Source organism: Silicimonas algicola (assembly GCF_003970735.1).
GTDB classification, from domain to species: Bacteria; Pseudomonadota; Alphaproteobacteria; order Rhodobacterales; family Rhodobacteraceae; genus Silicimonas; species Silicimonas algicola.
In genome coordinates this window covers 1,156,909-1,179,273 of sequence record NZ_CP034588.1, presented here as the reverse complement: position 1 = coordinate 1,179,273, position 22,365 = coordinate 1,156,909, and the positions used below count along the sequence as shown (strand labels likewise).

Annotated in this window: 18 protein-coding genes and 1 pseudogene; 8 read left to right on the top strand and 11 right to left on the bottom strand. The window is 61.1% G+C overall.

All coding sequences use genetic code 11. The features are described 5' to 3' along the window. The first annotated feature begins 2 nt into the window (after positions 1 to 2). Complete coding sequence (locus EF888_RS05905) at positions 3 to 899, top strand: dienelactone hydrolase family protein (protein ID WP_109761137.1); 897 nt, start codon at positions 3 to 5, stop codon at positions 897 to 899. 91 nt (positions 900 to 990) lie between these two features. Here the strand turns inward: EF888_RS05905 and EF888_RS05900 are convergent, their stop codons facing one another. The 4 genes and pseudogenes from EF888_RS05900 to EF888_RS05895 all read right to left on the bottom strand — a co-directional run bounded on the left by EF888_RS05900 (position 991) and on the right by EF888_RS05895 (position 4,872). After that, positions 991 to 1,947, bottom strand: coding sequence for a class I SAM-dependent methyltransferase (locus tag EF888_RS05900; protein ID WP_338143052.1), 957 nt, complete (start codon positions 1,945 to 1,947; stop codon positions 991 to 993). 42 nt (positions 1,948 to 1,989) lie between these two features. Further along, positions 1,990 to 2,196 (bottom strand): annotated as a pseudogene (locus tag EF888_RS22680) (DUF7884 domain-containing protein); the annotation flags it as partial. Between the two features lie 62 nt (positions 2,197 to 2,258). Beyond that, positions 2,259 to 2,411: a hypothetical protein gene (locus tag EF888_RS21705; RefSeq protein WP_164721583.1), complete on the bottom strand. Its 153-nt coding sequence runs from the start codon at positions 2,409 to 2,411 to the stop codon at positions 2,259 to 2,261. Between the two features lie 1,435 nt (positions 2,412 to 3,846). Beyond that, entirely contained in the window at positions 3,847 to 4,872 is a 1,026-nt protein-coding gene (locus EF888_RS05895; RefSeq protein ID WP_109761271.1) for an IS110 family RNA-guided transposase, read from the bottom strand. 824 nt (positions 4,873 to 5,696) lie between these two features. Here EF888_RS05895 and EF888_RS05890 point away from each other — a divergent pair. The 4 genes from EF888_RS05890 (at position 5,697) to EF888_RS05875 (ending at position 10,129) form a co-directional block, all read left to right on the top strand. Continuing rightward, positions 5,697 to 6,782 carry a TRAP transporter substrate-binding protein gene (locus tag EF888_RS05890; RefSeq protein WP_241239815.1) on the top strand — a complete coding sequence of 362 codons (1,086 nt, stop codon included), beginning with the start codon at positions 5,697 to 5,699 and terminating at the stop codon, positions 6,780 to 6,782. Positions 6,783 to 6,824: 42 nt separating this feature from the next. Next, positions 6,825 to 7,379, top strand: coding sequence for a TRAP transporter small permease subunit (locus tag EF888_RS05885; protein WP_109757896.1), 555 nt, complete (start codon positions 6,825 to 6,827; stop codon positions 7,377 to 7,379). A gap of 31 nt (positions 7,380 to 7,410) precedes the next feature. Beyond that, positions 7,411 to 8,778 carry a TRAP transporter large permease gene (locus tag EF888_RS05880; protein ID WP_109757895.1) on the top strand — a complete coding sequence of 456 codons (1,368 nt, stop codon included), beginning with the start codon at positions 7,411 to 7,413 and terminating at the stop codon, positions 8,776 to 8,778. Positions 8,779 to 9,535: 757 nt separating this feature from the next. Then, the gene (locus EF888_RS05875) at positions 9,536 to 10,129 is read left to right on the top strand and encodes a rhodanese-like domain-containing protein (protein ID WP_109757894.1); all 594 of its coding nucleotides are present in this window, start codon (positions 9,536 to 9,538) and stop codon (positions 10,127 to 10,129) included. A gap of 224 nt (positions 10,130 to 10,353) precedes the next feature. Here the strand turns inward: EF888_RS05875 and EF888_RS05870 are convergent, their stop codons facing one another. The 3 genes from EF888_RS05870 to EF888_RS05860 all read right to left on the bottom strand — a co-directional run bounded on the left by EF888_RS05870 (position 10,354) and on the right by EF888_RS05860 (position 13,150). Continuing rightward, the gene (locus EF888_RS05870) at positions 10,354 to 10,740 is read right to left on the bottom strand and encodes a GMC oxidoreductase (RefSeq protein WP_206508442.1); all 387 of its coding nucleotides are present in this window, start codon (positions 10,738 to 10,740) and stop codon (positions 10,354 to 10,356) included. 240 nt (positions 10,741 to 10,980) lie between these two features. Beyond that, positions 10,981 to 12,105, bottom strand: coding sequence for a type 1 periplasmic-binding domain-containing protein (locus tag EF888_RS05865; RefSeq protein ID WP_126918503.1), 1,125 nt, complete (start codon positions 12,103 to 12,105; stop codon positions 10,981 to 10,983). 22 nt (positions 12,106 to 12,127) lie between these two features. Next, the gene (locus EF888_RS05860; protein ID WP_206508440.1) at positions 12,128 to 13,150 is read right to left on the bottom strand and encodes a PQQ-dependent catabolism-associated beta-propeller protein; all 1,023 of its coding nucleotides are present in this window, start codon (positions 13,148 to 13,150) and stop codon (positions 12,128 to 12,130) included. Between the two features lie 77 nt (positions 13,151 to 13,227). Here EF888_RS05860 and EF888_RS05855 point away from each other — a divergent pair, with 77 nt between their 5' ends. After that, positions 13,228 to 14,937, top strand: a complete 1,710-nt coding sequence (locus tag EF888_RS05855; protein ID WP_206508439.1) for a pyrroloquinoline quinone-dependent dehydrogenase — start codon at positions 13,228 to 13,230, stop codon at positions 14,935 to 14,937. Positions 14,938 to 15,004: 67 nt separating this feature from the next. Further along, positions 15,005 to 15,577 carry a c-type cytochrome gene (locus EF888_RS05850; protein WP_109757890.1) on the top strand — a complete coding sequence of 191 codons (573 nt, stop codon included), beginning with the start codon at positions 15,005 to 15,007 and terminating at the stop codon, positions 15,575 to 15,577. 2 nt (positions 15,578 to 15,579) lie between these two features. Here EF888_RS05850 and EF888_RS05845 read toward each other — a convergent pair whose 3' ends face one another. The 4 genes from EF888_RS05845 to EF888_RS05830 all read right to left on the bottom strand — a co-directional run bounded on the left by EF888_RS05845 (position 15,580) and on the right by EF888_RS05830 (position 19,864). Beyond that, positions 15,580 to 16,464, bottom strand: a complete 885-nt coding sequence (locus tag EF888_RS05845) for an ankyrin repeat domain-containing protein (protein ID WP_164721582.1) — start codon at positions 16,462 to 16,464, stop codon at positions 15,580 to 15,582. A gap of 23 nt (positions 16,465 to 16,487) precedes the next feature. Continuing rightward, on the bottom strand, positions 16,488 to 16,910 hold the full coding sequence (locus EF888_RS05840) for a hypothetical protein (RefSeq protein ID WP_241239814.1): 423 nt from the start codon (positions 16,908 to 16,910) through the stop codon (positions 16,488 to 16,490). A 254-nt stretch (positions 16,911 to 17,164) separates the two neighbouring features. After that, the gene (locus EF888_RS05835; RefSeq protein WP_109757887.1) at positions 17,165 to 18,508 is read right to left on the bottom strand and encodes an NAD(P)/FAD-dependent oxidoreductase; all 1,344 of its coding nucleotides are present in this window, start codon (positions 18,506 to 18,508) and stop codon (positions 17,165 to 17,167) included. 60 nt (positions 18,509 to 18,568) lie between these two features. After that, positions 18,569 to 19,864, bottom strand: coding sequence for a cation:proton antiporter (locus EF888_RS05830; RefSeq protein ID WP_109757886.1), 1,296 nt, complete (start codon positions 19,862 to 19,864; stop codon positions 18,569 to 18,571). 547 nt (positions 19,865 to 20,411) lie between these two features. Here EF888_RS05830 and EF888_RS05825 point away from each other — a divergent pair. Continuing rightward, positions 20,412 to 22,268 carry a putative bifunctional diguanylate cyclase/phosphodiesterase gene (locus EF888_RS05825; protein ID WP_109757885.1) on the top strand — a complete coding sequence of 619 codons (1,857 nt, stop codon included), beginning with the start codon at positions 20,412 to 20,414 and terminating at the stop codon, positions 22,266 to 22,268. Positions 22,269 to 22,365 lie beyond the last annotated feature (97 nt).

Sequence of the window (22,365 nt, the reverse complement as noted above, 5' to 3'; positions counted from 1 at the left end):
CGATGGAAAAGCCGACAATTGACACGCCGAACCCACTCCTGCTGCGGGACATGCTCGAGCCTGACAACGTCGAGACACTGGGGCTTTGCGCCGATCTTCACCTGCCCAAGGACGGTTCCGGGCCTTGGCCCGGAGTGGTGATCCTCGACGGGCTCGGAGGGCCGAAGGACAGCCGCGAGCGGCGGTACGGCCGCAAGCTTTCCGAGCACGGCTATGCTTCTCTGGTGATCGACAGCTTCACTACCCGGAACGTCGGCGCGCGCGGTGACGTCGTGCGCGCGCTCCGGGTCAGCGAGGCGATGATGCTGAGCGACGCATTCACCGGCCTGCGCTATCTGGCCGGTCGATCCGACGTCGATCCGGACCGGATCGGCGTAATCGGGTTTTCCTATGGCGGCATGATTGCGGTCCTCGCCGCCTACGAACAGCTCGCGAGGACTTTCATGCCGGACGGGACACGGTTCGGCACGCATGTCTCCTACTATGGCTGCAGCGTCCCGAGGTTGGACGACCCGGCGACGACCGGCGCTCCGGTGACGCATCTGCTCGGCGGTTGGGACAGGAACGTCTCGATCGACCGCGTGGGGAAAATAGCCGAGGACCTGCAAAGGGGCGGTTCCGAGAGCAACGTGCGGATTTTCGACGAGGTCTATCACCAGTGGGACGGCGAGGACGAGACACGTAGGTTCTTTCCGCTCAACCTCCGTCGCTTGCGTTTCCGCATCGGCAGCGACGGCGTGGTTCGGGACGAGCGGACTGGATTGCGCATGAACAGCCGAGCGAAGCGGCTTGGGCTGATTTCGCTTTGGATCGATCCGACCGGCTATTCCATGCTGCGGGACGACGAGACGACGAAACGGAGCGACGAAATTCTGCTTGCGGCACTGTCGGCGATGTGATGGCCGACGCCGGGTGATCAGCCGAAATCCCCCGCCTGCCGGTGATCGCTTTATCAAGCGCAGCCAACTTGAACCGTAAATAGACAGAGATCTAAGCCGTCTGCATATAGCTCCGTGTCAACGGAACGGCAGTCTGCTCCTTCGCGAGTTGCAACTGGAAGACCGCCTGGCGCCCATGCCGGAAGGCCATTTCAGCGGCAGCAAGGTAAAACTGCCACATCCGGAAGAACCGCTCGTCATAGATGTCCAGCACCCGATCACGGTTTGCCGTAAACCGTTCGAACCAATGGCGCAGAGTTTCCGCGTAGTGTATCCGCCAGATTTCGACGTCGGTATACCATAGGCCAGCCTTCTCCGTCGCCGAGACCATCTCGGACAGGGACGGGATATTGCCGCCCGGGAAGATGTATTTCTCGATCCAGGGGCTCGTCGCTCCTGGCGGACGAGAGCGGCCGATCGTATGGATCAGCGCGACGCCATCAGGAGCCAGCAGATCTCGAACCCTTCGGAAGTAGTCCTTGTAGTGGGGCACGCCGACATGCTCGAACATGCCGACCGATACGATCCGGTCGAACTCGCCCGACACATCGCGGTAGTCCGCAAGACGGAATTCCACCCGATCCTCCAGTCCCTCTGCTTTTGCTCGAGACCTGGCGACCGCGAGTTGCTCTTCGCTCAGGGTGATCCCGAGAACGCGCGCGCCGTAGTCTCGGGCAAGCGTCAGTCCAAGACCGCCCCACCCGGATCCGATGTCGAGGACCTTCATGTCTGGTTTGAGAAGTAGCTTCTTAGCGACGTGCTGCTTCTTCGCTGCCTGAGCGGCAGCCAGGCTCATCGCCGGTTCCGAGAAGTAGGCGCAGCTGTACTGCTTGTCCTCATCGAGAAAGAGATCATAAAGCTCGCCAGACAGGTCATAGTGATGCGCGACGTTTCGCTTTGCCCGGGATATCGGGTTGTAGGTCCGCCAGCGGCGCAAGGCCGACCGGGAGGCGTCAACGGACGCAAGCCAGGGGTTCCTCCGGCCTTGACCGCTCTGCATGTTGCGCATGGCGAGGGCGAGGAATTCACGAAGGCGGTCTCCCTCGACCAGGAGAGTACCGTCCATGTAGCCTTCACCGGCCCCAAGCTCGGGCGAAACGACGATGCGCCTGACAAGGGTTGGGTCGGTGATACGGACCACAACTTCCTCGCCGGTGCCGTCGCCAAAGGTCTTCCGCCTTCCGTCAGGCGTCTCGACTGTCAAACAGCCAGTCTGAAACAGACTGCTCAAAAGCCCATATAAGACAGAGCCCCACATGCGCTGAGGAGAAATTTGATCAGTTCTGCTGTCAAGGGCCGTCCCTGCCCGTCTGTCTCTGCTCAGTCCTGCGCTGCCGCCTCAGTCGGGATGGGTGTGTCCTCGCCGAGTGTGTCGGCGACGTAGAGCTTCTTGACGGCGACGCAGGTCACAATCGCCAGCGGCGAGGCGACGACCACGCCAACCACCCCCAAAAGCAGTCCGAAGACTGTCACCGCCAGTAGGATGAGCCCGGCGGGGATCGTCGACCATCTCCTGTTGGACCAGCGGGGTGATGACGTCCGACGCGAGCTGCTGGATCGCCACGGAGGCGGCGATGCCGCCTCAGAGCGAGATCCTGATGCGTTGCGGCTGCAGTGACGGTCCGGTTCCTGCCGCTCCCTGAGGCAAACGCAAGGTGGAAGTCGCGGGCCGGCTTTGATCCCGGCGATCGAAACTATGGCATGGTCGAGATCGGGAAGGAGGGATTGCGGTCAAGGCGCAAGCGGCATGTTCGGGATGCGCAGACCGTTGGGGATTGCGGCCATCCTTGTCGTAATTGCAGTCTTAGCAGGAGTCTTGGCGGCTACATTTGGGCTCGCGCCCCTGTGGCGTGCCGCGACGATGGCACGGACCATTTCTCTTGGGTTCTTTAATCTAGTTAATATGCCTGGGCGCAACTTCAGCCTACATCAAGATGATGGCGGCGCCTCGCCTCGCACCAAGTCCAGCGGGGGGTCGCCAGGTTCCACAGGGCAGGAACAGCGCGCGTTGCCGGCTTGTGAAGCAGGTAGGGAGGACGCGTGTCGTCTGCTCTGATGAGGGACGGGCCCCGCGTCTTAGCTCAGAGCTGACGCGGGGCCGAGCCTCGTAATTGGGTTCTGTCGATGGATCATTGTTAGCCTGATCTCTTGATCTAGCTTTTACGGTGGGTAGCCACCGCCAACGGGCTGCCATCCGGGCGGCCTACCGTCGCAGAATGCCTTTTTCCGGCCGCCCGCCCGGTTCAGACCGCACAGCATGAAGGCGAAATGAGGCGCGAGGCGGACTCGCGTACGCCCTGCGCCCGATCCGAACTGAGGGGACAGTTCGGCGCAACACTCCTTAAATGACCGCTCGCCGCGGCGCGATTTAGGCGCAAGTCTGGTAAACAATACGCTGGAGAGGGCAAAGCAGCGTGCGCTGGCGGCTTGTGAAGCAGGTGCGTCGGAACAAGGTGGGCACCTTTATGTTGCACGGTGGGGCCGACCCCTCCTGCCCCACCGGGCGGCCTGGTGTGAGTGCTCCCCAAGTATTTCGGTGCGGCCGCCCGGATCGTCCCGAGGAAGACGTCGACAGGATCATCAGGCTACCGAGGAAATTGCCTTGCAGCCTGGCGCCACCAGGGAGACCGGTCTTGTCATTTGTGGACGGCTCCGGTTTTGCAAGGTTTTTCTCGAGCGACTTGGATCGAAGCAGGTAGCGGTCATTTGTCCGGCCTGTGTGCGCGGCGTGTCTGACCGCTGGCCCTGATGAAGTCCGCTTGCCGGGTCCCAAATCAGATTAACGAGCGTTGACGCCCAGACAAGACCTCGGGGTGTCCCGGCAGCGGCGACGCTTGATCATCATCACTCACGTCTGCCCTTGCATCTCATCGCGGTGCCTTTGGAGCGCCGCCATGTCCTCCGTCGTTCAGATGGCCGCTGCGACCCTGTAGGTCTCTCCCTTCACAAGCAGCGCCCATGCGGTGCGCGCCGTCTTGTTGGCGATGGCCACGGTCACGAGCCGCGTTGGCTTGCGTTCAAGCAGGGATCTGACCCAGGCCCCGCTCCGGGTGTTGGTGGTTGGCGCGCGCCGTGTCACCGAAGTGGCGCCGACCACAAGCAATCGGCGCAGATAGCCGTTGCCCATCTTCGAGACCCGTCCCAGCCGATCCTTCCCGCCTGAGGAGTTCTGTCGTGGCACGAGCCCGAGCCAGGCCGCGAACTGCCGGCCCGATTTGAAGACGGTCGGATCCGGCACGCTGGCCGCGAGCGCCGTGGCGGTAATGAGGCCTACGCCCGGGATCGTCTCGAGCCGCTGGCTTGCCTGGTTCTGCCGGTGCCACGCCATGAGCTCGCGTTCGATTTTGCGGATCTCTTCAGTCAAGGTCTCAAGCTGGGCGGCCTGCGATAGAAGCGCCGACCGAGCAAGGGCCGGCAAGTCCAGCCCGTCGTTCGGGTCGCTCAGGCGCCGGACGAGGTCGACAACCTTCCGTGGTCCCTGCGCGGTGATCGTGCCGAACTCCGCCAGATGTGCACGGATCGCGTTTAGGATCATCGTGCGTTGCCGCATCAGCAGGTCGCGTGACCGGTGCAGCACCAGGACCGCCTGCTGTTCCTCGGTCTTCACGGGGACAAAGCGCATGTTTTTTCGGGTCACAGCCTCGCAGATCGCCTCGGCATCGGCCGCATCGTTCTTCTGACGCTTCACGTAGGGCTTCACGTAGGCAGGCGGGATCAGACGCACCTCGTGCCCGAGCGCTGCAATCTCCCTCGCCCAGAAGTGCGAAGTCGGGCAGGCTTCCATGCCGATCAGGCAGGGTTCGAGCTTGCGGAGAAAGTCGAGCGCCGCCCCGCGGCGCAGCTTCTTCTGCAGGACAACTGTGCCGCTGTCGTCAACGCCATGAAGCTGAAAGACGGACTTGGCGAGGTCGATCCCGAGTGTTGTAATCTCCATGTGGTCGGCTCCTTCCTTTGTTGGCTGTCACACTGCACCAACATGGCACAATGCGATGCCGTCGGGGTGGAGCCGTCCACACCATCAGAAGAACTTGCCTTGAGACACTGAGAGCGAGCGCAGCCTGCGGCCGATCAGCCGGGGACCCAGACGCGACAGCATCTCTTAGACGTCGCCTTTCAAAGCCTGAACGGGCCAAAGGTGAACGACCGCCACAGCAGCGTTTCCTGGAGCCCCGGCCGCGTCATCCAGCCCGCAGGACGTGTTCGTCCACATCCAAGCCGACGGCGGTCAGACCCCTCGTAAAATCGGCTCCTGTCTCGACGCAGAGGGTCCGTGACGGCTCATGAACTCAGAGCCGTCGTAAGGACGCTGGACGACGAGCCTCCGAGACGCGTCAACAGTTCGTCGAGGTCCCGGGCGGGGGTCACTCCGCTTCCGTGCATGGAGTTGTTTTTCATATTTTGACTTTCCTCCCCCACCCCCGATCCGACCCGCCGATAAAGAAGGACACGACCCGCTGAAGAGGCTCAGGACGCGGTGCCGGGACCTCCGAGAGACAGACACGAGCTTGCCGGACAGGGGGCGTCGCGAATACCGTCTTGATGCCCCCCAGAGAAGCGCGCGGGGCGACTGCGCTTCGAATGCTCGCGCGGCAGCCGGTCGGCGTCTCGCTCTGGTCCCGGCTTCGGTGGAACAGGTCGTGGGAAGGACCATGTCATAAGCCCCAAGACTACTCCGGAACACGGAGGATTGTTTCCCCTGCTGGTCTTCTGGACACTCCCCCGTATAGTGTCGGAATGAGAAATCAGGGAGGAACAACAATGATGAGATCGAAACTGTTACCCGGTGGCGCAATTGTCGCTACGGCTCTTGCGGCAACGGCCGTGCCCGCGGTCGCCGAAATTGACGAGGTCCGTTGGGCGGTTCCAATCAGCTTCGCATCGACGCTGACTGCGCTCGGCGATACTCTTCCCTGGGTGGCCGAGCGCCTTGCGGAGGTGTCTGACGGCAAGATTCAGTTCGAGGTCGTCGAGCCCGGCGCCATGATCCCGGCGCTGGCCGTATTCGAGAGCGCGGCGACGGGTCAAATTGAGGCCGGCTACAGCTGGATGGGCTACGAGCGCGGACAGGTTCCGGCCTCGGCGCTCTTCGGCGCGACGCCCTTCGGCCTCGAACCGCATGGCTATGTCGCCTGGATGTACCAGGGCGGTGGTAACGAGCTTCTGCGCGAAACCTTCGAACCCTTCGGTGTCTATCCCATCCTCTGCGGCACGATCCCGCCGGAAGCTGCCGGCTGGTTCACCTTCCCGATCGAGAATGTTGACCAACTTGCGGGCCTCAAGTTCCGCGCCGCCGGCATCGGTGGCGAGATCATGAAAGAACTCGGTATGTCCGTGACCGTCCTTCCGGGCGGAGAGCTCTACCAGGCGCTCGAGACTGGCGTGCTGGATGCGACAGAGTTCTCTCTGCCGACGGTGGACGAACAGCTCGGCTTCTTCCAGGTGGCCAAATTCTACCACATGCCGGGCTGGCACCAGCCGTCGACGTCGCAGTTCCTCTATGTGAACGCCGATGTGTGGAGCGGCCTGTCGCCTCAGACGCAGTCGGTCATCGAGACAACCTGTATGGCCGGGACCCTCTATGCCATGGCTCGCGGAGAGGCGCTTCAGGGTCCGGTTCTGTCGTCCTTCGAAGAGAAGGGCGTCACGGCGCAGCAGCTTCCCGAGGGCGTGCTTCAAGCGTTCCGCGACGCGACCGAAGTCGTCATGGATCGCGAGAGTGCAGCCGACCCGCAGTTCGCCAAGGTCTACACCGCGATGAAGGAGTTCCAGGCAAGCATGCAGCCGTGGCACGAACTCGGCTACTTGCCACGCGACTGGACGTGGGACGACGAATCCTCGCAGTAAGGATCGAGCGAAATCACGGCTGAAGCGGGAGGGGGGCGGCGGATGTCCAGATTGATCGAAGATGACCATGACTCGATCGTGGACGAAGCTGCCCCCAACCCGCTCATTTCGCGTGCGCTCGACGGCGTCGTAAGCTTCATCAGCCTCTTCGCGCACGCGACCTGGATCATCCTCATCGGGATCATTCTCACCAACGTCGTGATGCGCTACTTTCTCGGCGGCTCCATCGTGGCGCTCGAGGAGCTTCAGTGGCACCTTTATGCCTTTGGTTTCATGGTGGGGCTGTCCTACACGCTCGTCCATGACCAGCATGTGCGGGTCGATGTCTTGGCAGAGCACTGGAACAAACGGCGGCGCGCCAAGATCGAGATCTTCGCGATGCTCGTCCTCGTCATCCCCTTCGCAGGCGTGATCCTTTTCGACTCTTTCGACTTTATCGAGTTTTCGCTTCGCCTTAACGAACGCTCACGCTCGCCGGGCGGCCTACCCTACCGCTGGATCCTGAAGTCCGTGATACCGCTCGCCATGGGTCTCCTCATCCTCGCGGCTTTGGCTCGCACGGCTCGGATGATCTCACTTCTGCGCATCAGCCGGTGAATTGGATACCTAGGGAAAAGGGACAGTAACGATGCTCGGCCTCGCCGCGAACGAACTTCTTGTGCTGCTGATGCTTGTGATGTTCATCGGCTTCCTGTTCACCGGCGTGCCGGTGGCATGGTCGCTGGCGGGAACCTCGCTACTCGTGGCGATCCTCACGCTGCAACTCAACTCGCGCTTCGAGGTCGAAACGCTTTTTTTCGACGACTGGCGCGACTACCGCATCATCGTCCAGCGCATTTACGCGACGATGGAGAACGCAGTCCTGGTCGCCCTGCCGATGTTCGTCTTCATGGGGCTCATGCTCGATCAGTCGGGGCTGGCGGAGAAGCTCATGCGCTCCTTCTCCGAGACTCTGGGCCGGGTCGGCGGCGGTCTCGCGATGGCGGTTGTCCTCATCGGGATTCTGCTCGCCGCCTCCACCGGGATCGTCGGCGCGTCGGTTGTCCTGCTGGCCACGATCTCACTGCCGATCATGCTCGAGGCGGGTTACGACAAACGCCTTGCTGCCGGCGTGGTGGCCGCCTCCGGGACGCTCGGCATTCTCATCCCACCCTCCATCATGCTCATCATCATGGCGGATCAGCTTTCCCTCTCCGTGGGCGAGCTCTTCATGGGAGCCGTTGTCCCGGGTCTCCTCCTCGGGTTGGCCTACCTGATCTACGTCGTCATCGCGGTGGCACTCCGCCCGAGCCTCGCCCCGAAGCCCAAAAACGTCCTTCCGTTTTCTTGGCGGCTGATCCTCGACACGTTCCTCGCCGTACTTCCGCCACTCGCGCTCATCCTTGCCGTACTCGGGTCCATCTTCTTCGGCATCGCGACGCCTACGGAGGCGTCCGGGATCGGCGCCTTCGGCGCGACGCTTCTGGCGTTCCTGAACCGCCGCCTGAGCCTGGAAGTCCTGTGGACCGTCGCCGTCCGGACCACGCTTACGACTGCCTTCATCTTCGGTATCTTCATCGGGGCGACCGCCTTTGCCTTGGTGATGCGCGGCCTCGGCGGGGACCAGTTGATAGAGCGCGCGCTGGAAGCAATTCCCTTCGGCGCGACCGGAGTCGTGCTGACGGTGCTGTTCTTCGCCTTCCTCGCGGGCTTTTTCCTCGATTGGCTCGAGATCACGTTGATCTTTCTGCCCCTGGTCGGTCCGGTGATCGTCGCGCTCGGTTTCGATCCGATCTGGTTCGTGATCGTCTTCGCCGTGGCGCTCCAGACGTCCTTCATAACGCCGCCCGTTGGCTTCTCGCTATTCTACCTCAAGGGCGCGGCCCCGCCCGAAATTACGACAGGCGACGTTTATCGAGGCATCGTTCCCTTCGTCATCATCCAACTCGCAGTCGTGCTTTCGATCGTCTTCTTGCCCGCGCTTGTGACCTGGCTGCCGACGATGGTCTACGGATGAAACTCCGGATGAGCTCGCGACAAACGCAGAGCGATGGCAACGAGGGCTAACGCAACCCTTCACTACGAGGACCGCCACACACGTCATTGTGGTCGGCGCCGATTCGGCTAGATCGTTGCTCGCCAATGAACTTACCCCACCTTTGAGCGAGCGTTGTGGGCAGCCGACGAAGATCTGAGGTCGGAGCCCATTGCGTCAAGCGGCGGACTTGCGATCGAACAGCAGCCCGGACGAACCGGCCTCCGCACCGAGCTGAAGCGCTAAGGCCTCTGCGTTGCCCCGAGGATCTGCGTTCGCCAGACCCAGCAACCCTTTGTATCTTCTGGTCCTTCCACGCTCACCTGAATATCATCGATACACCCCTCGGGTGTTCCACATGACATCCGACACTTGAAGCCCCGCGCCAGCGCAAGTCGTGCGGGGCTTCTTTGCCTCGACGGTCGCAGTGATTGCGGTCCTAGTACGGCGACCAGTTCGCCTTTCAGACGACCAGTCTGCCTCTCGTCTGCGGTCTCCAGCGGGACGGCGGCAGCGACCCCCAGAAAGGTGGGCGTGTGGGCATCATTCACCCGGGGCGGCCACTAGATCCGCCTGCAGAGTGAGCGCACGAACCTGATGGAGCAGCGCCGTCTTGACCAGCACGGCCGCCCAGAGGTGCAACCCTGGCCTGCGCGCCCGCGACCGGCGACCAGGAGATCGGTGTCATTCGCGGGAGAATGCGGTACGATCAAGAAGCCCTCAGGCGAAAGGACATTTCGTGAAACGTCTTGCAGGCGCTGCCATCATCCTGGTCATCGCGGCACCCGCCGCCGCGCAACAGGTCAATATCACGCGGGCCATCCCATCGGTGACGATCCAGACCCCTTCCGGACCGGTGGAGATTGCCCGCACCCAGGATACAGCGGCAGTGATCGAAGGTGACTTCGCACGGATCGCGCGGCCCTGTCCGGACTTCTGCATCCAACCGATGACACCGGCAGAAGGTGTGACGACCGTGGGTGAACTTGAAGTGCTGCAGGCGCTGCAGGATCCGAATGTGGTTGTGGTCGATGGTCGTGTTCGTCCCGATTGGGAAACCGGCACGATCCCTGGGTCCATCAACATGCCCTACACCGAGATGGCAGACCGCCTGCATGAACTGGGCTGCGAAGTGGATTTCGAGGGCTTCATATGTGACGCGGACACGATTCCGGCTCTTGTGATGTTCTGCAACGGCCCCTGGTGCGGGCAGTCTCCTGAAGCGATCCGACGCATCATTGCGGCGGGCTATCCAGCCGAAAAGATAAGCTATTACCGCTGGGGGATGCAGGGATGGCGGATGCTCGGCCTGACGGTCGCGGGAGGATCGTAGACGGGCGCGGCCTCGGTCGCCCTTGGATCAGGAGTCAGGCTGCGCGAAACACTTGAGGGTTGTGGCGTCGAGTTCATCGAGGCCGCTGATGGCGGGCCTGGGATAGTTGTCCGCTTAGAGAGCTCAGGATTCCCCAAGGCGGGGAGAGTGGCGCAGACAGCATCCGCCAGCCTCCCTTGCGGCCCCGCTTAAACTACTTTCGACGACACCGGCAGCAGGGCACGTCACCCTTTGCTCTTGATAAACTCTGCGCAGCGGTCTCCCAACATCATTGCAGGAGCGTTGGTATTGCCCGCGTTGATGTCGGGCACCGCCGACATGTCGGCCACGCGCAGGTTTTCTATTCCGCGCACGCGCATCTGGGCGTCGAGCACCGCCATCGGATCGCCGTCCGCGCCCATCCGGGCTGTCGAGGCAGGGTGGTAGTTTGCTTTTACGAAGCGCCGGCAGTGGTCTTCGAGCGCCGCGTCGTCGAGGCGCTCAGGGTTGGGGATGGCAAGCCGCTTGATCCGACCCGCCAGAGGTTCCGTCTGGAACGCGCGCAGGAAAAAGCGCTGCCCCGCGACCATCGTCGCCATGTCGGCGGGATCCTTGAGGAGGTTCGGGCTCACGAGCGGCTTGTCAGCGGGGTCGGCGGACCTCAGCCGCGCGAGCGAGGCTTCACGACGACCGTAGTCACAGTGATGCCGTGGGAATGTCGACGCAGTCCCAACTTGTTCAGAACGAACGCTCCATGGGAATATTGATGCTCAAGGCTCCGCTAAGGAGATAGATCATCAGGGCGAATTACTGATACGTGGAGTGCGATGCTTGTCCCAGGTCTATCGCCTCGAGTGCGGCAACGAGTCATTTCAGCGACTGCACTTCGACTCGGATCTGTCGGGACCCAAGGTGTCCAGCGTATCGAACTGGTGCTCGAAGCCTTCGACGGGCGCAACGGCGATGACGGCGTTGTGGGTGGCCAGAAGGATCGGCTGTCGCAATTGCCCGTCCCAGTCCCTGAAGTTTCCGCGCACGCCCTTGTATAGATCGATTGCAAGCTTGTCGGACCGAAGCGCCGCTTTGACCGCGACCGGATCTGTGCCCCGGACCGCGCTTGCTGCATCCATGATCGCACGTACCGCCGCCCAGCCGGCCCAATCCTCGGAACTCATGTCGCGATCGGTGATTCTGCGGAATCTCTGGTTCAACTGCGGAGCTCCGTAGCGTTCGAAGGTCCAGTGCCACGCCATCGGCGTCAGCCCTTCGGATCCGACAACGGGACGCGCATCGTGTGTTGCAAACGGCAGGTAGCGGCCAAAATCGCCTTGCTCATCGATCAACCAGATCACGTCGTGCCGCACTCCGCCTGTCAACAGCAACATGTTGCTGCGATCACGTCGACGCGGATCGTTTGTGAGTTCGAAAGCCCGATCGTCCACGATCTCAAGTCCGAATTTTGCCGCAGACTTCCGGACTGCATCAGCGCGCTCGGTGTCGCCTTGCGTCGGCCCGTGGAGCAGCAGCACCTCGTCCCAGCCTTGCGCGCGGAGATGCTGCGCCAGTGCATCCGACAGCATTGCGTGGGACGGAACCGTGTGAAGAAGACCCGGCGCACATCCGGCCTCGCGCCAATAGTTGGCAGGGTCACGGATGTTTATGAACAGATCGGTCTCGGCGCTCGCCTCCAGCACGGCCTGCATCTGATCCGACGGAAGGTCGAGAAGAATGGCAAGAGGATGCTGGGATCGCAGTGTCTCCAGCGCGGCGGCTGCGTCACCGGGGGGCGCCAGAACCTCCTCCAGATTGAACTCCACTCCCAACGCCCGTCCCAGCACCCGCGCATCGCGGAAAGCCAGGCGAGCGCCCTCGATCGGGCGGTGAATGTCCTTGAGTGAGAGGCCGGTGTAGAATGGTTGCGGCTCGTAGAACGGGTCGCCCTCGATTCCCAGATACGCGATACGCGCTTTATCGTCCGCCCAGACCGGCAGAGCCATGAGCGCGAGGATGCCGATCAGCCTAGCGATCATCGATCAGTATATCATAGGGCACGCGGCCGACCGCGACGGATGTAATCGGCCTGAGCGTCTCGGTATCGATAATCGTGACGTCGTCCGACAGTCCATTCGCCACGTAGAGCCGCTTTTCGTCGGCACTCAGTGCCAGGCCCCAAGCGCGCTTGCCGACGAGTATGTAATCTACTACCTCCCGTTTCGGGACATCGACCACCGCAACGTGATTTGCTCGGCCAAGGGCGACGTAGGCCCGCTGACCGTCCGCGCTGATGACCAGGTCGACCGGGGTGACCTGCTCTGGCCGGAGGCCTGTCGGAAGAAACTGGATGTCGTCCACCAGAGCCAGTGTCTTGACGTCGATGATGTTTACCATCCCGGCAAGTTCGGCAGATACCCAAAGTTCTTGCTGGTTCGGTGTCAGCGCAAAGCGTCTCGGTCGGGTGTCCACTAGGATATCGCGAATAACATCGCCCTTTTCCAAATCGATGACATGGACGAGGTTGGCGGCTTCGGACGCGACGAAAACCAGTCGACCATCCGCCGTGACCTGCACACCTTCGGGTTCTTCACCAGTCAGGAACTCGGCCAGGAGTTCGCCGGTTGTGACATCATAGACCGATGCAGCTGCGTCTTCTTCGTTCGAGACGATCAGTCTCTTGCCGTCCGGGTGAAGATCGAACGTTTCGGGCGCGGGAACTCCGGTGATCCGTCCCAAGAGTTCGAAAGTTTCGGTGTCGTAGGTCGCGATCATGTCATCATCGGCACATCCGACGAAGAACTGCGATCGATCTGCGCTGAAGTGAATGCCGCGCGGCCGCGCGCAGGTTTCGATCGTGCGAATGACCTCAAAGTCAGACGAGAGGATGCTGAGCGTATCCGACCGCTCGTTCGTGACGATTGCCACCCCGGACCCGGCCTCTGCGGTCGCGGTGACAGTCAACAAACACAGCAGGGCCAGCTGAGATGGGACAGACCACCGCCGCATGTTGATCTCTCGCTCGTGTGGGTGGGTAATAATATTGCTCAAACAACACCCTATGCGCAAAATTAGTAATCGTCTACTATGATGGAGGAGAGAGACTACAATGTCAGCCAAGGGAGGGAGTGAACGTGAAAAGTGGGATATCATCCATCGCTGCTACGGTGACCTTATGTATCGGTGCGTACGGGGCGAGCGCTCAGGAAGAGGTTGCGGGCGGCACGACCCTTTATGGGGATCTTCAGTCCGTCACACAGTCGATGCTCACCAGGGCAGCAGGTGACGGGAACAACTTCCTGCACACCAACGGCAACTACGCGCAGACCCGGTATTACCCGGCGAGCCAGATCAACACGAGCAACGTCAAGAACCTTCGTCCGGCATGGGTTTTCCAGACCGAAGTGGTTGATACCATGGAAACATCGCCGATCGTGGTAAACGGCATCATGTATGTCACGACGGCGTTCAACCACGTCTACGCGCTTGACGCGCGGACGGGCAAACAGATCTGGCACCACAAACACTCCATGGGCCCCGTTACGACCTACTGCTGCGGCCCGAATAACCGTGGAGTGGCCGTCGCGGGCGACAAGGTGTTCTTTGGGACGCTCGACGCCAAACTTGTTGCGCTGGACGCAAAGACCGGCAAGCAGCTATGGGAGACTCAGATCGCGGAGCCGGAACTGGGCTATTCAGAAACCATGGCGCCAAGCGTCGTCGAAGACATGGTGCTGATCGGCACTAACGGCGGCGAGTACGGCATTCGCGGCTTCGTGAAGGCTTTCGACACCGAAACGGGTGAAGAAAAATGGACCTTCCATACGGTTCCAGAAGACTCGGTCGGGGTCTGGACAACAGAAGACGCGACGGGCCGCAACATGCATCGCGACATCGAAGCCGAGAAGGCCGCGCTGGCGGAGCAGGGCGATCCCTATGAAACGCTCGGTGGCGGTGTCTGGCAGAACCCGGCGGTCGATCTGGAAACGCGGCGCCTTTACTTTGTCGTCGGCAACCCGTCACCGGACCTCGATGGGTCGCTGCGGCCGGGGGACAACCTTTACACCGACAGCCTCGTCTCGGTTGACCTCGATACAGGTGAATACGTTTGCCACCTGCAATACATCGCCCATGACGTCTGGGATCTCGACGCAGTCTCTCCGCCGATCATCACGACGGTCAAGGATGCGTCAGGCAACGACGTGAAAGGCGTTCTGCACGGCGGAAAGACCGGTCACGTCTACGTCCACAATGCCGACGATTGCTCGCTGATCCGCTTCTCGGAAGCAATGGTCCCGCAGGAAGATATGTGGACGCTGCCCACGGCCGAAGGCGCGCGGATGCTTCCGGGCGCGAATGGCGGTGTCGAGTGGTCTCCGATGGCCATCGACCCGAACCACCGACTCAGCTACGCGATCAACCTGCATCAGCCGATGACCTACACGGTCCGTTCGACTCCCTATCCGGAAGGCAAGCTCTGGCTTGGCGGCTCGTTCGACGTGATCCCGGACGAAGAACAGTGGGGCAATGTGACCGCGGTCGATTATGACACCGGCGACATCGCCTGGCAGGTCCGCACCGAGCAACCGATGATCGGCGGCATCCTTGCGACGGCTGGGGGGCTGGTGTTCACCGGCGAAGGCAATGGGCTTTTCAAAGCCTATGACAGCTCCAACGGCGGAGAGCTTTGGCGTTTCCAGGCCGGCGCTGGCGTCAATGCACCACCTTCGAGCTACACAGTCGAAGGCCAGCAGTACATCGTTGTTGCCGCAGGCGGCAATGCGCAGCTGAACTTCAAGCGTGGTAACAACATCATTGCGTTCACGCTTGCGGATTGAGCACGAATAGTCGCTGTTGCAAGGGCGGGCTTACCAGCCCGCCCTTCACCCTCTTGGAGACCGACTGATGAGACTGCCCTTTGTCGCGCTCACGCTGTCGCTTGCCGCATCGCCTGTCTTGGCAATGGAGGATTTCGTTCTCGAAGATGAAGTTGCGCTCTGCATGAGCTGTCACGGAGATGCTGGTGTGCCGATCGAACCCGACTACCCGGTCATCTGGGGGCAACAGTATTTTTACATCTATACTCAACTTCGCGACTACGGCGCCGGGCGCCGGCAAAACGATATCATGACGCCTGTCGCTGCCGAGTATGACAGGGATCAGGCAAAGCTGCTGGCCGAACATTTCGCCGCCCTCGCCTGGCCGGACATCCCCGCAGAGATTCAGGACGGTGATGAGCAGCTGGCGGAGAGGGGCATTACTGGCGGGCAGTGCAGCGCCTGCCACGGGAAGTGGCAAGGCGACAGCCGGATCCCCAGGCTTGCAGGGCAGCAGGTCGGCTACCTTCGCAAGACGATGCTGGATTTCAAGAACGAGGTCCGGATGAACGCGCCTGACAAGATCAGCACGATGAAACAGCTGGATGAAGAGACGATTGACGCGCTGTCGCGCTATCTTGCCACCATCGACATCCAGTAAGATCAGGGGCGGAACATCGCTCGGATCTCGTCGCTAACGGCCAGCTCAGGCGCAGTCAGGCCCTTCTTGTCGCGAATATCCGTATCGGCACCGGAATCCAGCAGGAATTGCACCATTTGAGCATGGCCCCGCTCGACAGCGATCATCAATGCCGTGCGCCCCCGATCATCCTTGCGGTCAATCCCGGCTCCAGCGTCAAGCAGGAGCCGTGCGACTTCGACACCATCACCGGCGGGAGCGTCGTTCGCATGCCCGGCCGCCCACATCAGTGCGGTCAGGTCATGACCCCAGACGCGATCCGGGTCGGCTCCGCCGTCAAGCAAGACATCGACAACTTCAGGAAACGCGCGTCCGGCGGCGTAGACCAAGGCCCCTTTTCCGTGGCGATCCTGTTCATTCGGATTCGCGCCTGCGTCCAAGAGCGCGAGCACCATTCGCCGGTCGCCCTCGAAAGCGGCCGCCATGATTGGGGTAACACCCTCGCGGTTGGATGGATTCACGTCCGCGCCCGCGGCAATCAAGTCGAACAGCATCCGTGGTCGCCCTTCCTGGACAGCGGCCAGTAAAGGTGTCGTGCCGCCAAGGTCGGGGTGGTCAAGGACGGCTCCGCGCGCAAGCAGCCTCGCGACGATTTCCCGCGAACCGCGTGCAGCGGCCACGTTCAGAGGTGTGCCCCCAAACCGGTTCCGCGCATCCACTGACGCACCTTTCTCGAGAAGCCCACGCGCGGTTTGCGGGCAATCCAGTGCCGCCGCTTCAAAAAGGGCCTCGTTCAAAATCCTGCCCTCAAGGTTCGCTGGCGACTGGGCGATGCGAACCTCGAGCGCGTCGCACACGCGTGTGACCGGCTGGGCATTTGAAGCACCTGAAGCGATGACCGCGAACAACCCAGTGAGTGTGTTTAATCCCTTCATTTTACGACGAACACTCCACTGAAACCCTGGTTTTCCAACCCTTCGACGTAAAACGTGTATTCACCGGGGCGTTGTGGAATGAACCAGACATCGATCACGCCCTCATCGTCGAATTCGACCGCGTAAAGACCGAATGGCTTGACCTCCTTGTCTTCTATAACGACCTGATCAATCCAGCTTTCGCGGAACAGTGCAGGCGCCAGTAATCGGTACTCCTCAAGGCCATCGCTCTCAATTCTCCAGCGATAGTAGACTCCGGTCCTGAGCTCGTAATGGCTGACCGAAAAACCTGTTGCAGCGTTCAGAAACAGCGGTTCCAAACGGTCGGCGCGGCGCGTGGGGTCACCTTCGGCGGCAACTACGGTTCCGAGAACGCCGAAAACCAGCATTCCTAAGAGCGTTCTGGCTGCTTTTGACATGTGCCGCGGTCTCGCGATGATCTTCGGATGTTGACAACAAGCTATCACTCGCCGGAGAGCCAAAGCAATCGGAGGTGTCGACCTCCGGTTGGTTCCGGCCATATGGCGCACCAGACTGCCACGGCGGTTGTCATGGCTGCGATTGACAAGAGTCAGTGAGTGGCGAGTGATCCCGATGGCAGCCAGACCAGCAAAGGAGGCTTGGTGTTCCATTCGGTGCCGCAGGATCCGAGCGTGGTTCTCAGGCTTTGTCTTCAGGCCTTGCGCTGTCTCTGCTTCGGCGTGGGCGCGGCGGCTGGATTGTCGACCTCTGCATAATCCCCGGCGATCAGGCGAGCGCCCCTGTCGTAGGTCAGATAGCGCCAGAGCCATTGCATCGAGACCAGAAAGCGGTGTTGGAAGCCGACCAGCAGGTACACGTGGATCACGGCCCAGGCGAGCCAGGCGAACCATCCTTTGATCTTGAAGCGACCCCGCTCGAATACCGCCGCGTGCCTGCCGACGATTGCCGTGTTTCCACGGCTCCGGTAACGGAAAGGTGCTAGCGGAGCGCCCGTTTTGATATGGTCAGACAACGCTCGTCCGAGGTGAATGCCCTGTTGCTTGGCCACTTGCGCCAGTCCCGGAAGAACTTTTCCATCTTCACCTGTGAAGACCGCCACATCACCCAGAGCGAACGCATCTTGCCGACCCGGGACCGCCAGGGTCCCATCGACAGGGATACGGCCGGAACGGTCGGTGTCGCCCAGCTGCCGGGCAAGCGGCGAGGCGGCGACTCCGGCGGCCCAGATGACCAGCCCGACCGGTTCCGCCTGTCCCGCGATACGGAAGGAAACGGGGCCGACGTCCTGCACCGCTTCACCGGTGCGGACATGGACGCCCAGCCGTTCCAGCCGCGCTTTTGCATAGGCTGACATATCCTCTGAGAAGCCGGACAGTAGCCTCGGCCCGGCTTCGAGAAGCGAAATGCGAGTGGATTCTGGGCTGATGCTGCGGAAATCCCGGGCGAGCGTGTAGCGACTGAGTTCCGCGATGGCGCCAGCGAGCTCGACACCCGTCGGCCCGCCGCCGATGATCGCGATGCTCAACAGCCTCTGGCGCTCCGCGTCATCGGACGTCCGCTCGGCCCTCTCGAACGTCAGCAGCAGCTGCGACCTGATGTGGCGCGCGTCCTCGATCGTCTTCAGTCCGGGCGCCCATTGCGCCCACTCGTCGTGACCGAAGTATCCATGCCCGGCGCCGCTCGCCAGGACGAGAAATCTGAAGCGAACGACCAGTCCGCAGGTCATGCGCACGACGCGCGCGTCGGTGTCGATCTCGGAAACCTCGCCGAAGAGCACCTTGACCGGCTTGTATCGGCGCAAGATCTTGCGGATCGGCTCGGCCACGTCCGTCGCAGAGAGCGCTGCCGTGGCAACCTGGTAGAGCAGCGGCTGGAACAGGTGGTGATTGTGGCGGTCGACCACCGTCGTCTCGATGCCGGCCTTGCCGAGTTCCCGGGCCACCTCCAGGCCGGCGAAGCCGGCGCCAATGACGACAACCTCGGACCGCAAGGTCGCCGTACTCGCTGCGGTCTCTTCCTGGTGTTCAAAACTCAAGTTCTGCTCCTTCGTCGCTGATCGTCATGGTCCCCACAAGTCATTGCTAAAGAACCGGCCCTAGGATCGCATGTTTTCAAGGATCGGGGCCGCGGCGCCTTTTGATTCCGACCTGTCGGCAGACTGACTGCGGCGCTCCCTTAGCCAGTGCCCCAATGCTTTGGTCAGCGGTGCTCCCGTGAGCCCATGGGCGATGACCGAGCCGCAGACGACCAGACTTGTCGCATGCCAGATGATGGGCTCCCCCGCCCGATGCTCCATCAGCGATGAATAATAGATCGCCGCTACGGCAATAGGACCGAACCAGCCCATGAAAAGAGCCTCTGAAGGGGTGCGCAAGTTCCGCAGGAAAGGCCGGAGAACGAGCAACACCGGCGGGCGGCGAAGCAGCAGTACGGTGGCGACCAGGATCGGTCCCTGCCACCCCATCTCTTGCCACCCCTGCCAGGGAAGCGCCGTGCCCAGCAAGATGAAGATGGGGATGGCAAAGAAGCGGTTGACCGCCTCCTGACCGTGCTCCTCGTTCTGCCTGTCTTCGCGACTGATGACCTGCGTGAACATCGCGCCGGCTGCGAAGACGAGCAGGACCTCGTCGCTCCGGATCAGGCGCCCTATTCCCACGGCGAAGAGGGCAAGGGCGACGGTGTAGACAAGGCGCCATTCGCTCTTGATGGCCCCCCGTCGTTCGGAGATCTGCAGGAGTCGAGCCGCCACGTAGCCCAGGACCAGTCCGAGGAGCGTTGCGACTCCGACATCCCACAGCAACGACTTCGTCAGCCAGTGCGACAGCGCCTCGCCGGGGGAACGTGACAGAAGGAGAAATGGCAGGAACACGAACAGGTAACCAAGTCCATCATTGGCACCGGACTCAAAAGACATGCTGTGACGAAGGGATTCGGGGATGTTTTTCTCGGCGAGCTTTCCTGTCACGATAGGGCTCGCAGCCACCGGATCGGTAGGCGTGATGATGGCGCCGATCAAGGCCGCCATCCAGAACGGCAGCCCCAGGATCAGGTAGACCAGAGCCGTGCTGATGGCCCACATCAAGATCATGCCCGGGACAATCAGCAGAAAAAGGTCACGCCAGTTCTTCCGCGGAAAGCTCCTGGGAATGCGGAGCGCCACGCCAACGAGACCGATGCCCAAGGTGAGGCGCGCGGCCTTCTCCATGATTGCACCGCGGTCTCCCATGGTTTCGAGGTCGATAAGACCAAGCGCCTCGGGCCCGAGCAGAACGCCGATCAGCAGGGCGAGCAGCGTCGGGGGAAACGGGCTTCGTGACAGCCAATCTGAGACGAGCGCCAACAAGAGGGTCACCCCCCCGAGCAACGTCACAACGATGTTGAAGGTGTTCATGGGCTCTCACGTGCTGCTGCTCGCTCGTATTAGGACAGCCGCCGGAGTGATATGTTCCCAAGGGCGCGGCCGATGGCGTTGGGCCCGCACCGTCCTCAACGACGTCATGAGGGTTGCGTCAGAGACGTAAGGATCACGCACCTCGGTCAAGACCTTGCAGGCGTCTGCAGCCCGAGACGCCATAGCGATTCACGAGAAGTGCCGTCCCGTGGACGCCTCCCCCAGACCATGCCGCGGGCGTGCCGCGTTTCAAGGTTGCACCCGCCCGCCAGATCGTGGTTTCCACCATCGCAAGCTACGGATTTGCACGCCAGGAACTGCCTTGACAGAACCGACTGCGGAGACGGCGGCAGGAGATTTCCCGAAACAAACCCAAAAATTCAACTGCACGTAAATCTTAGATGACAGTAATCCGCATGCCGCTGACAGCATCCGACCACCTCGCGCATCGGAACCACACCCTCTCATCAGCAAGGCCCAAGCTCGGCGATTAACGAAGGCTACGCGATTGGGTGTCATTGAAGGAGCGATTCCGGGAGCCGACCGTATGGTACCAGCGCAGATACTCGACCAGATCCCCGAAAAGTGTGTTGAGGGTCTGGCTCTTGCATTGGCCAGTGATGCCGACGGCGCTGTCATGGAACTTCAGTGGTGCAACAAAGCCTTTACCCAGATTACCGGATACGAGCCCTCCGAAGTCGTCGGCAAACGTGGAACGATTCTGATCGGGCCTAATGTCGAGCAAGGGAAGCACCTGCGCATCATAGAGAATCTGATGAACTGGGAGCGCTTCTCGATCAAGGTTCTCAACAATCGGAAGAATGGCGAGCAGTATTGGCAGCGGATGAGCTGGGCTCCATTGTCCGACGCGTCAAATGGAAATAGGTGGTGGCTCTGCTCGATCGCCAGGCTAGAGAGCTCCCCCGCCGAGCTGGTCCAGAGCCATATTCCGGAAGTGACTTCCTCCGATCAGGCCGTTTCCAAGAAGCTGCGGGAGACAATTCGTCGGCTTGAAAAGGAAAACCAGCGACTGCACGCGCTCGCAAAATCCGTGGCACAGAAGTCGGTTGAAGATCCTCTCACCGGCCTGTCAAATCGACGCCACTTCGAGGTCGAATTGACAACGTGGATCGCTAACCTGAACAAGAAGGGCGCCGCCTTCTCGGTATTCTATATCGATCTGGACCGCTTCAAGTCAGTGAACGACACGCTTGGACATGATGCCGGCGACAAGGTGCTCGTCTGTGTCGCAAACATGCTGCGCAGGCTGACTGAACCGTCAGACTTGGTGGCCCGTCTTGGCGGAGACGAATTTGTCGTGCTGAAGCTGCTCGGGAACAGCGCTTTGAAGATCAGCAGCATCGCTGACGAAATCGTGCAGGAAATGAAAGAGCCATTCACCTTCGAGGGCAAGCTGACCTGGTGCAGCGCGAGCGTGGGAGTGGCTATCGCAAATGCGGGCATGGAATATCCCGAGCAGGTGGTGGCCGACGCAGATGCCGCGCTGTACCACGCAAAATCGCAAGGCAAGGGACGGTGGTCATTCTTCACGGAAGAAATGCACAATGAATCCGTGGCAATCAAGCAGCTTTCTTCGGACCTGCTTGTTGCCTGCGAAAAGCGGCAATTCATCCCGTTCTTTCAGCCCGTGATCGATGCCGTTACCGGCAGCATATCATGTGCCGAGGTGCTTGTAAGGTGGGCTCATGCAACCAGAGGCATCCTTCCACCCGATGCGTTTCTGGATACGGCAACGAATATCGGGATCCTGAAGAAGATCGACGAGATCGTTTTCGGCTATCTTCATGAAGCTTTGGCATACTTCGACGCAACGGGCGTCGACCTTCCCCGCGTTGCGGTAAATATATCTGCGGGCCGGCTGGCCGATCCTTCTTTCATCCATGACATCAAGAGCTCTCATATCAATCCAGAAAGACTGATCGTCGAGATCCTTGAGTCTGTATACCTGGAAAGAATGGGCGACGTCGTGCGCTGGGCGCTTGATGAACTCGATGATCTCGGAGTGACTGTCGCCATCGACGACTTCGGGACCGGACATGCTTCGGTTCAGGGTCTTTTGAAGATAAGACCCGCCATACTCAAGATCGACCGTCAGTTCATCCAGCCCATTGTAAAGGACAACAACTCCAGAGCGCTGGTGTCATCGATCGTAGGCATTGGAAAGAGCCTCGGTATGAAAATAGTCGCCGAAGGTGTGGAGACCGAGGAACATGCGCGGCGCGTCAAGAAGATTGGGTGCGACTACCTGCAAGGATTTTACTTCGGAAAGCCGATGTGCGCCGATGACTTGCGGGACAAGCTGATTGCGACCGGGGGGAAGTTCTGGTCGCCGATGACGGCGAGACCGAGGCGGCTCGGTCGGCTGGCGAATGAACACAGGTAGGTGTCTTCCCGAGTGTTGCAGCCGTTTCCCTGAACTTTTGGATTCCAAGGACTTCGGCATCCGCGGCTCCACAAGAGCGTCGTCAACCGAGGGCCAG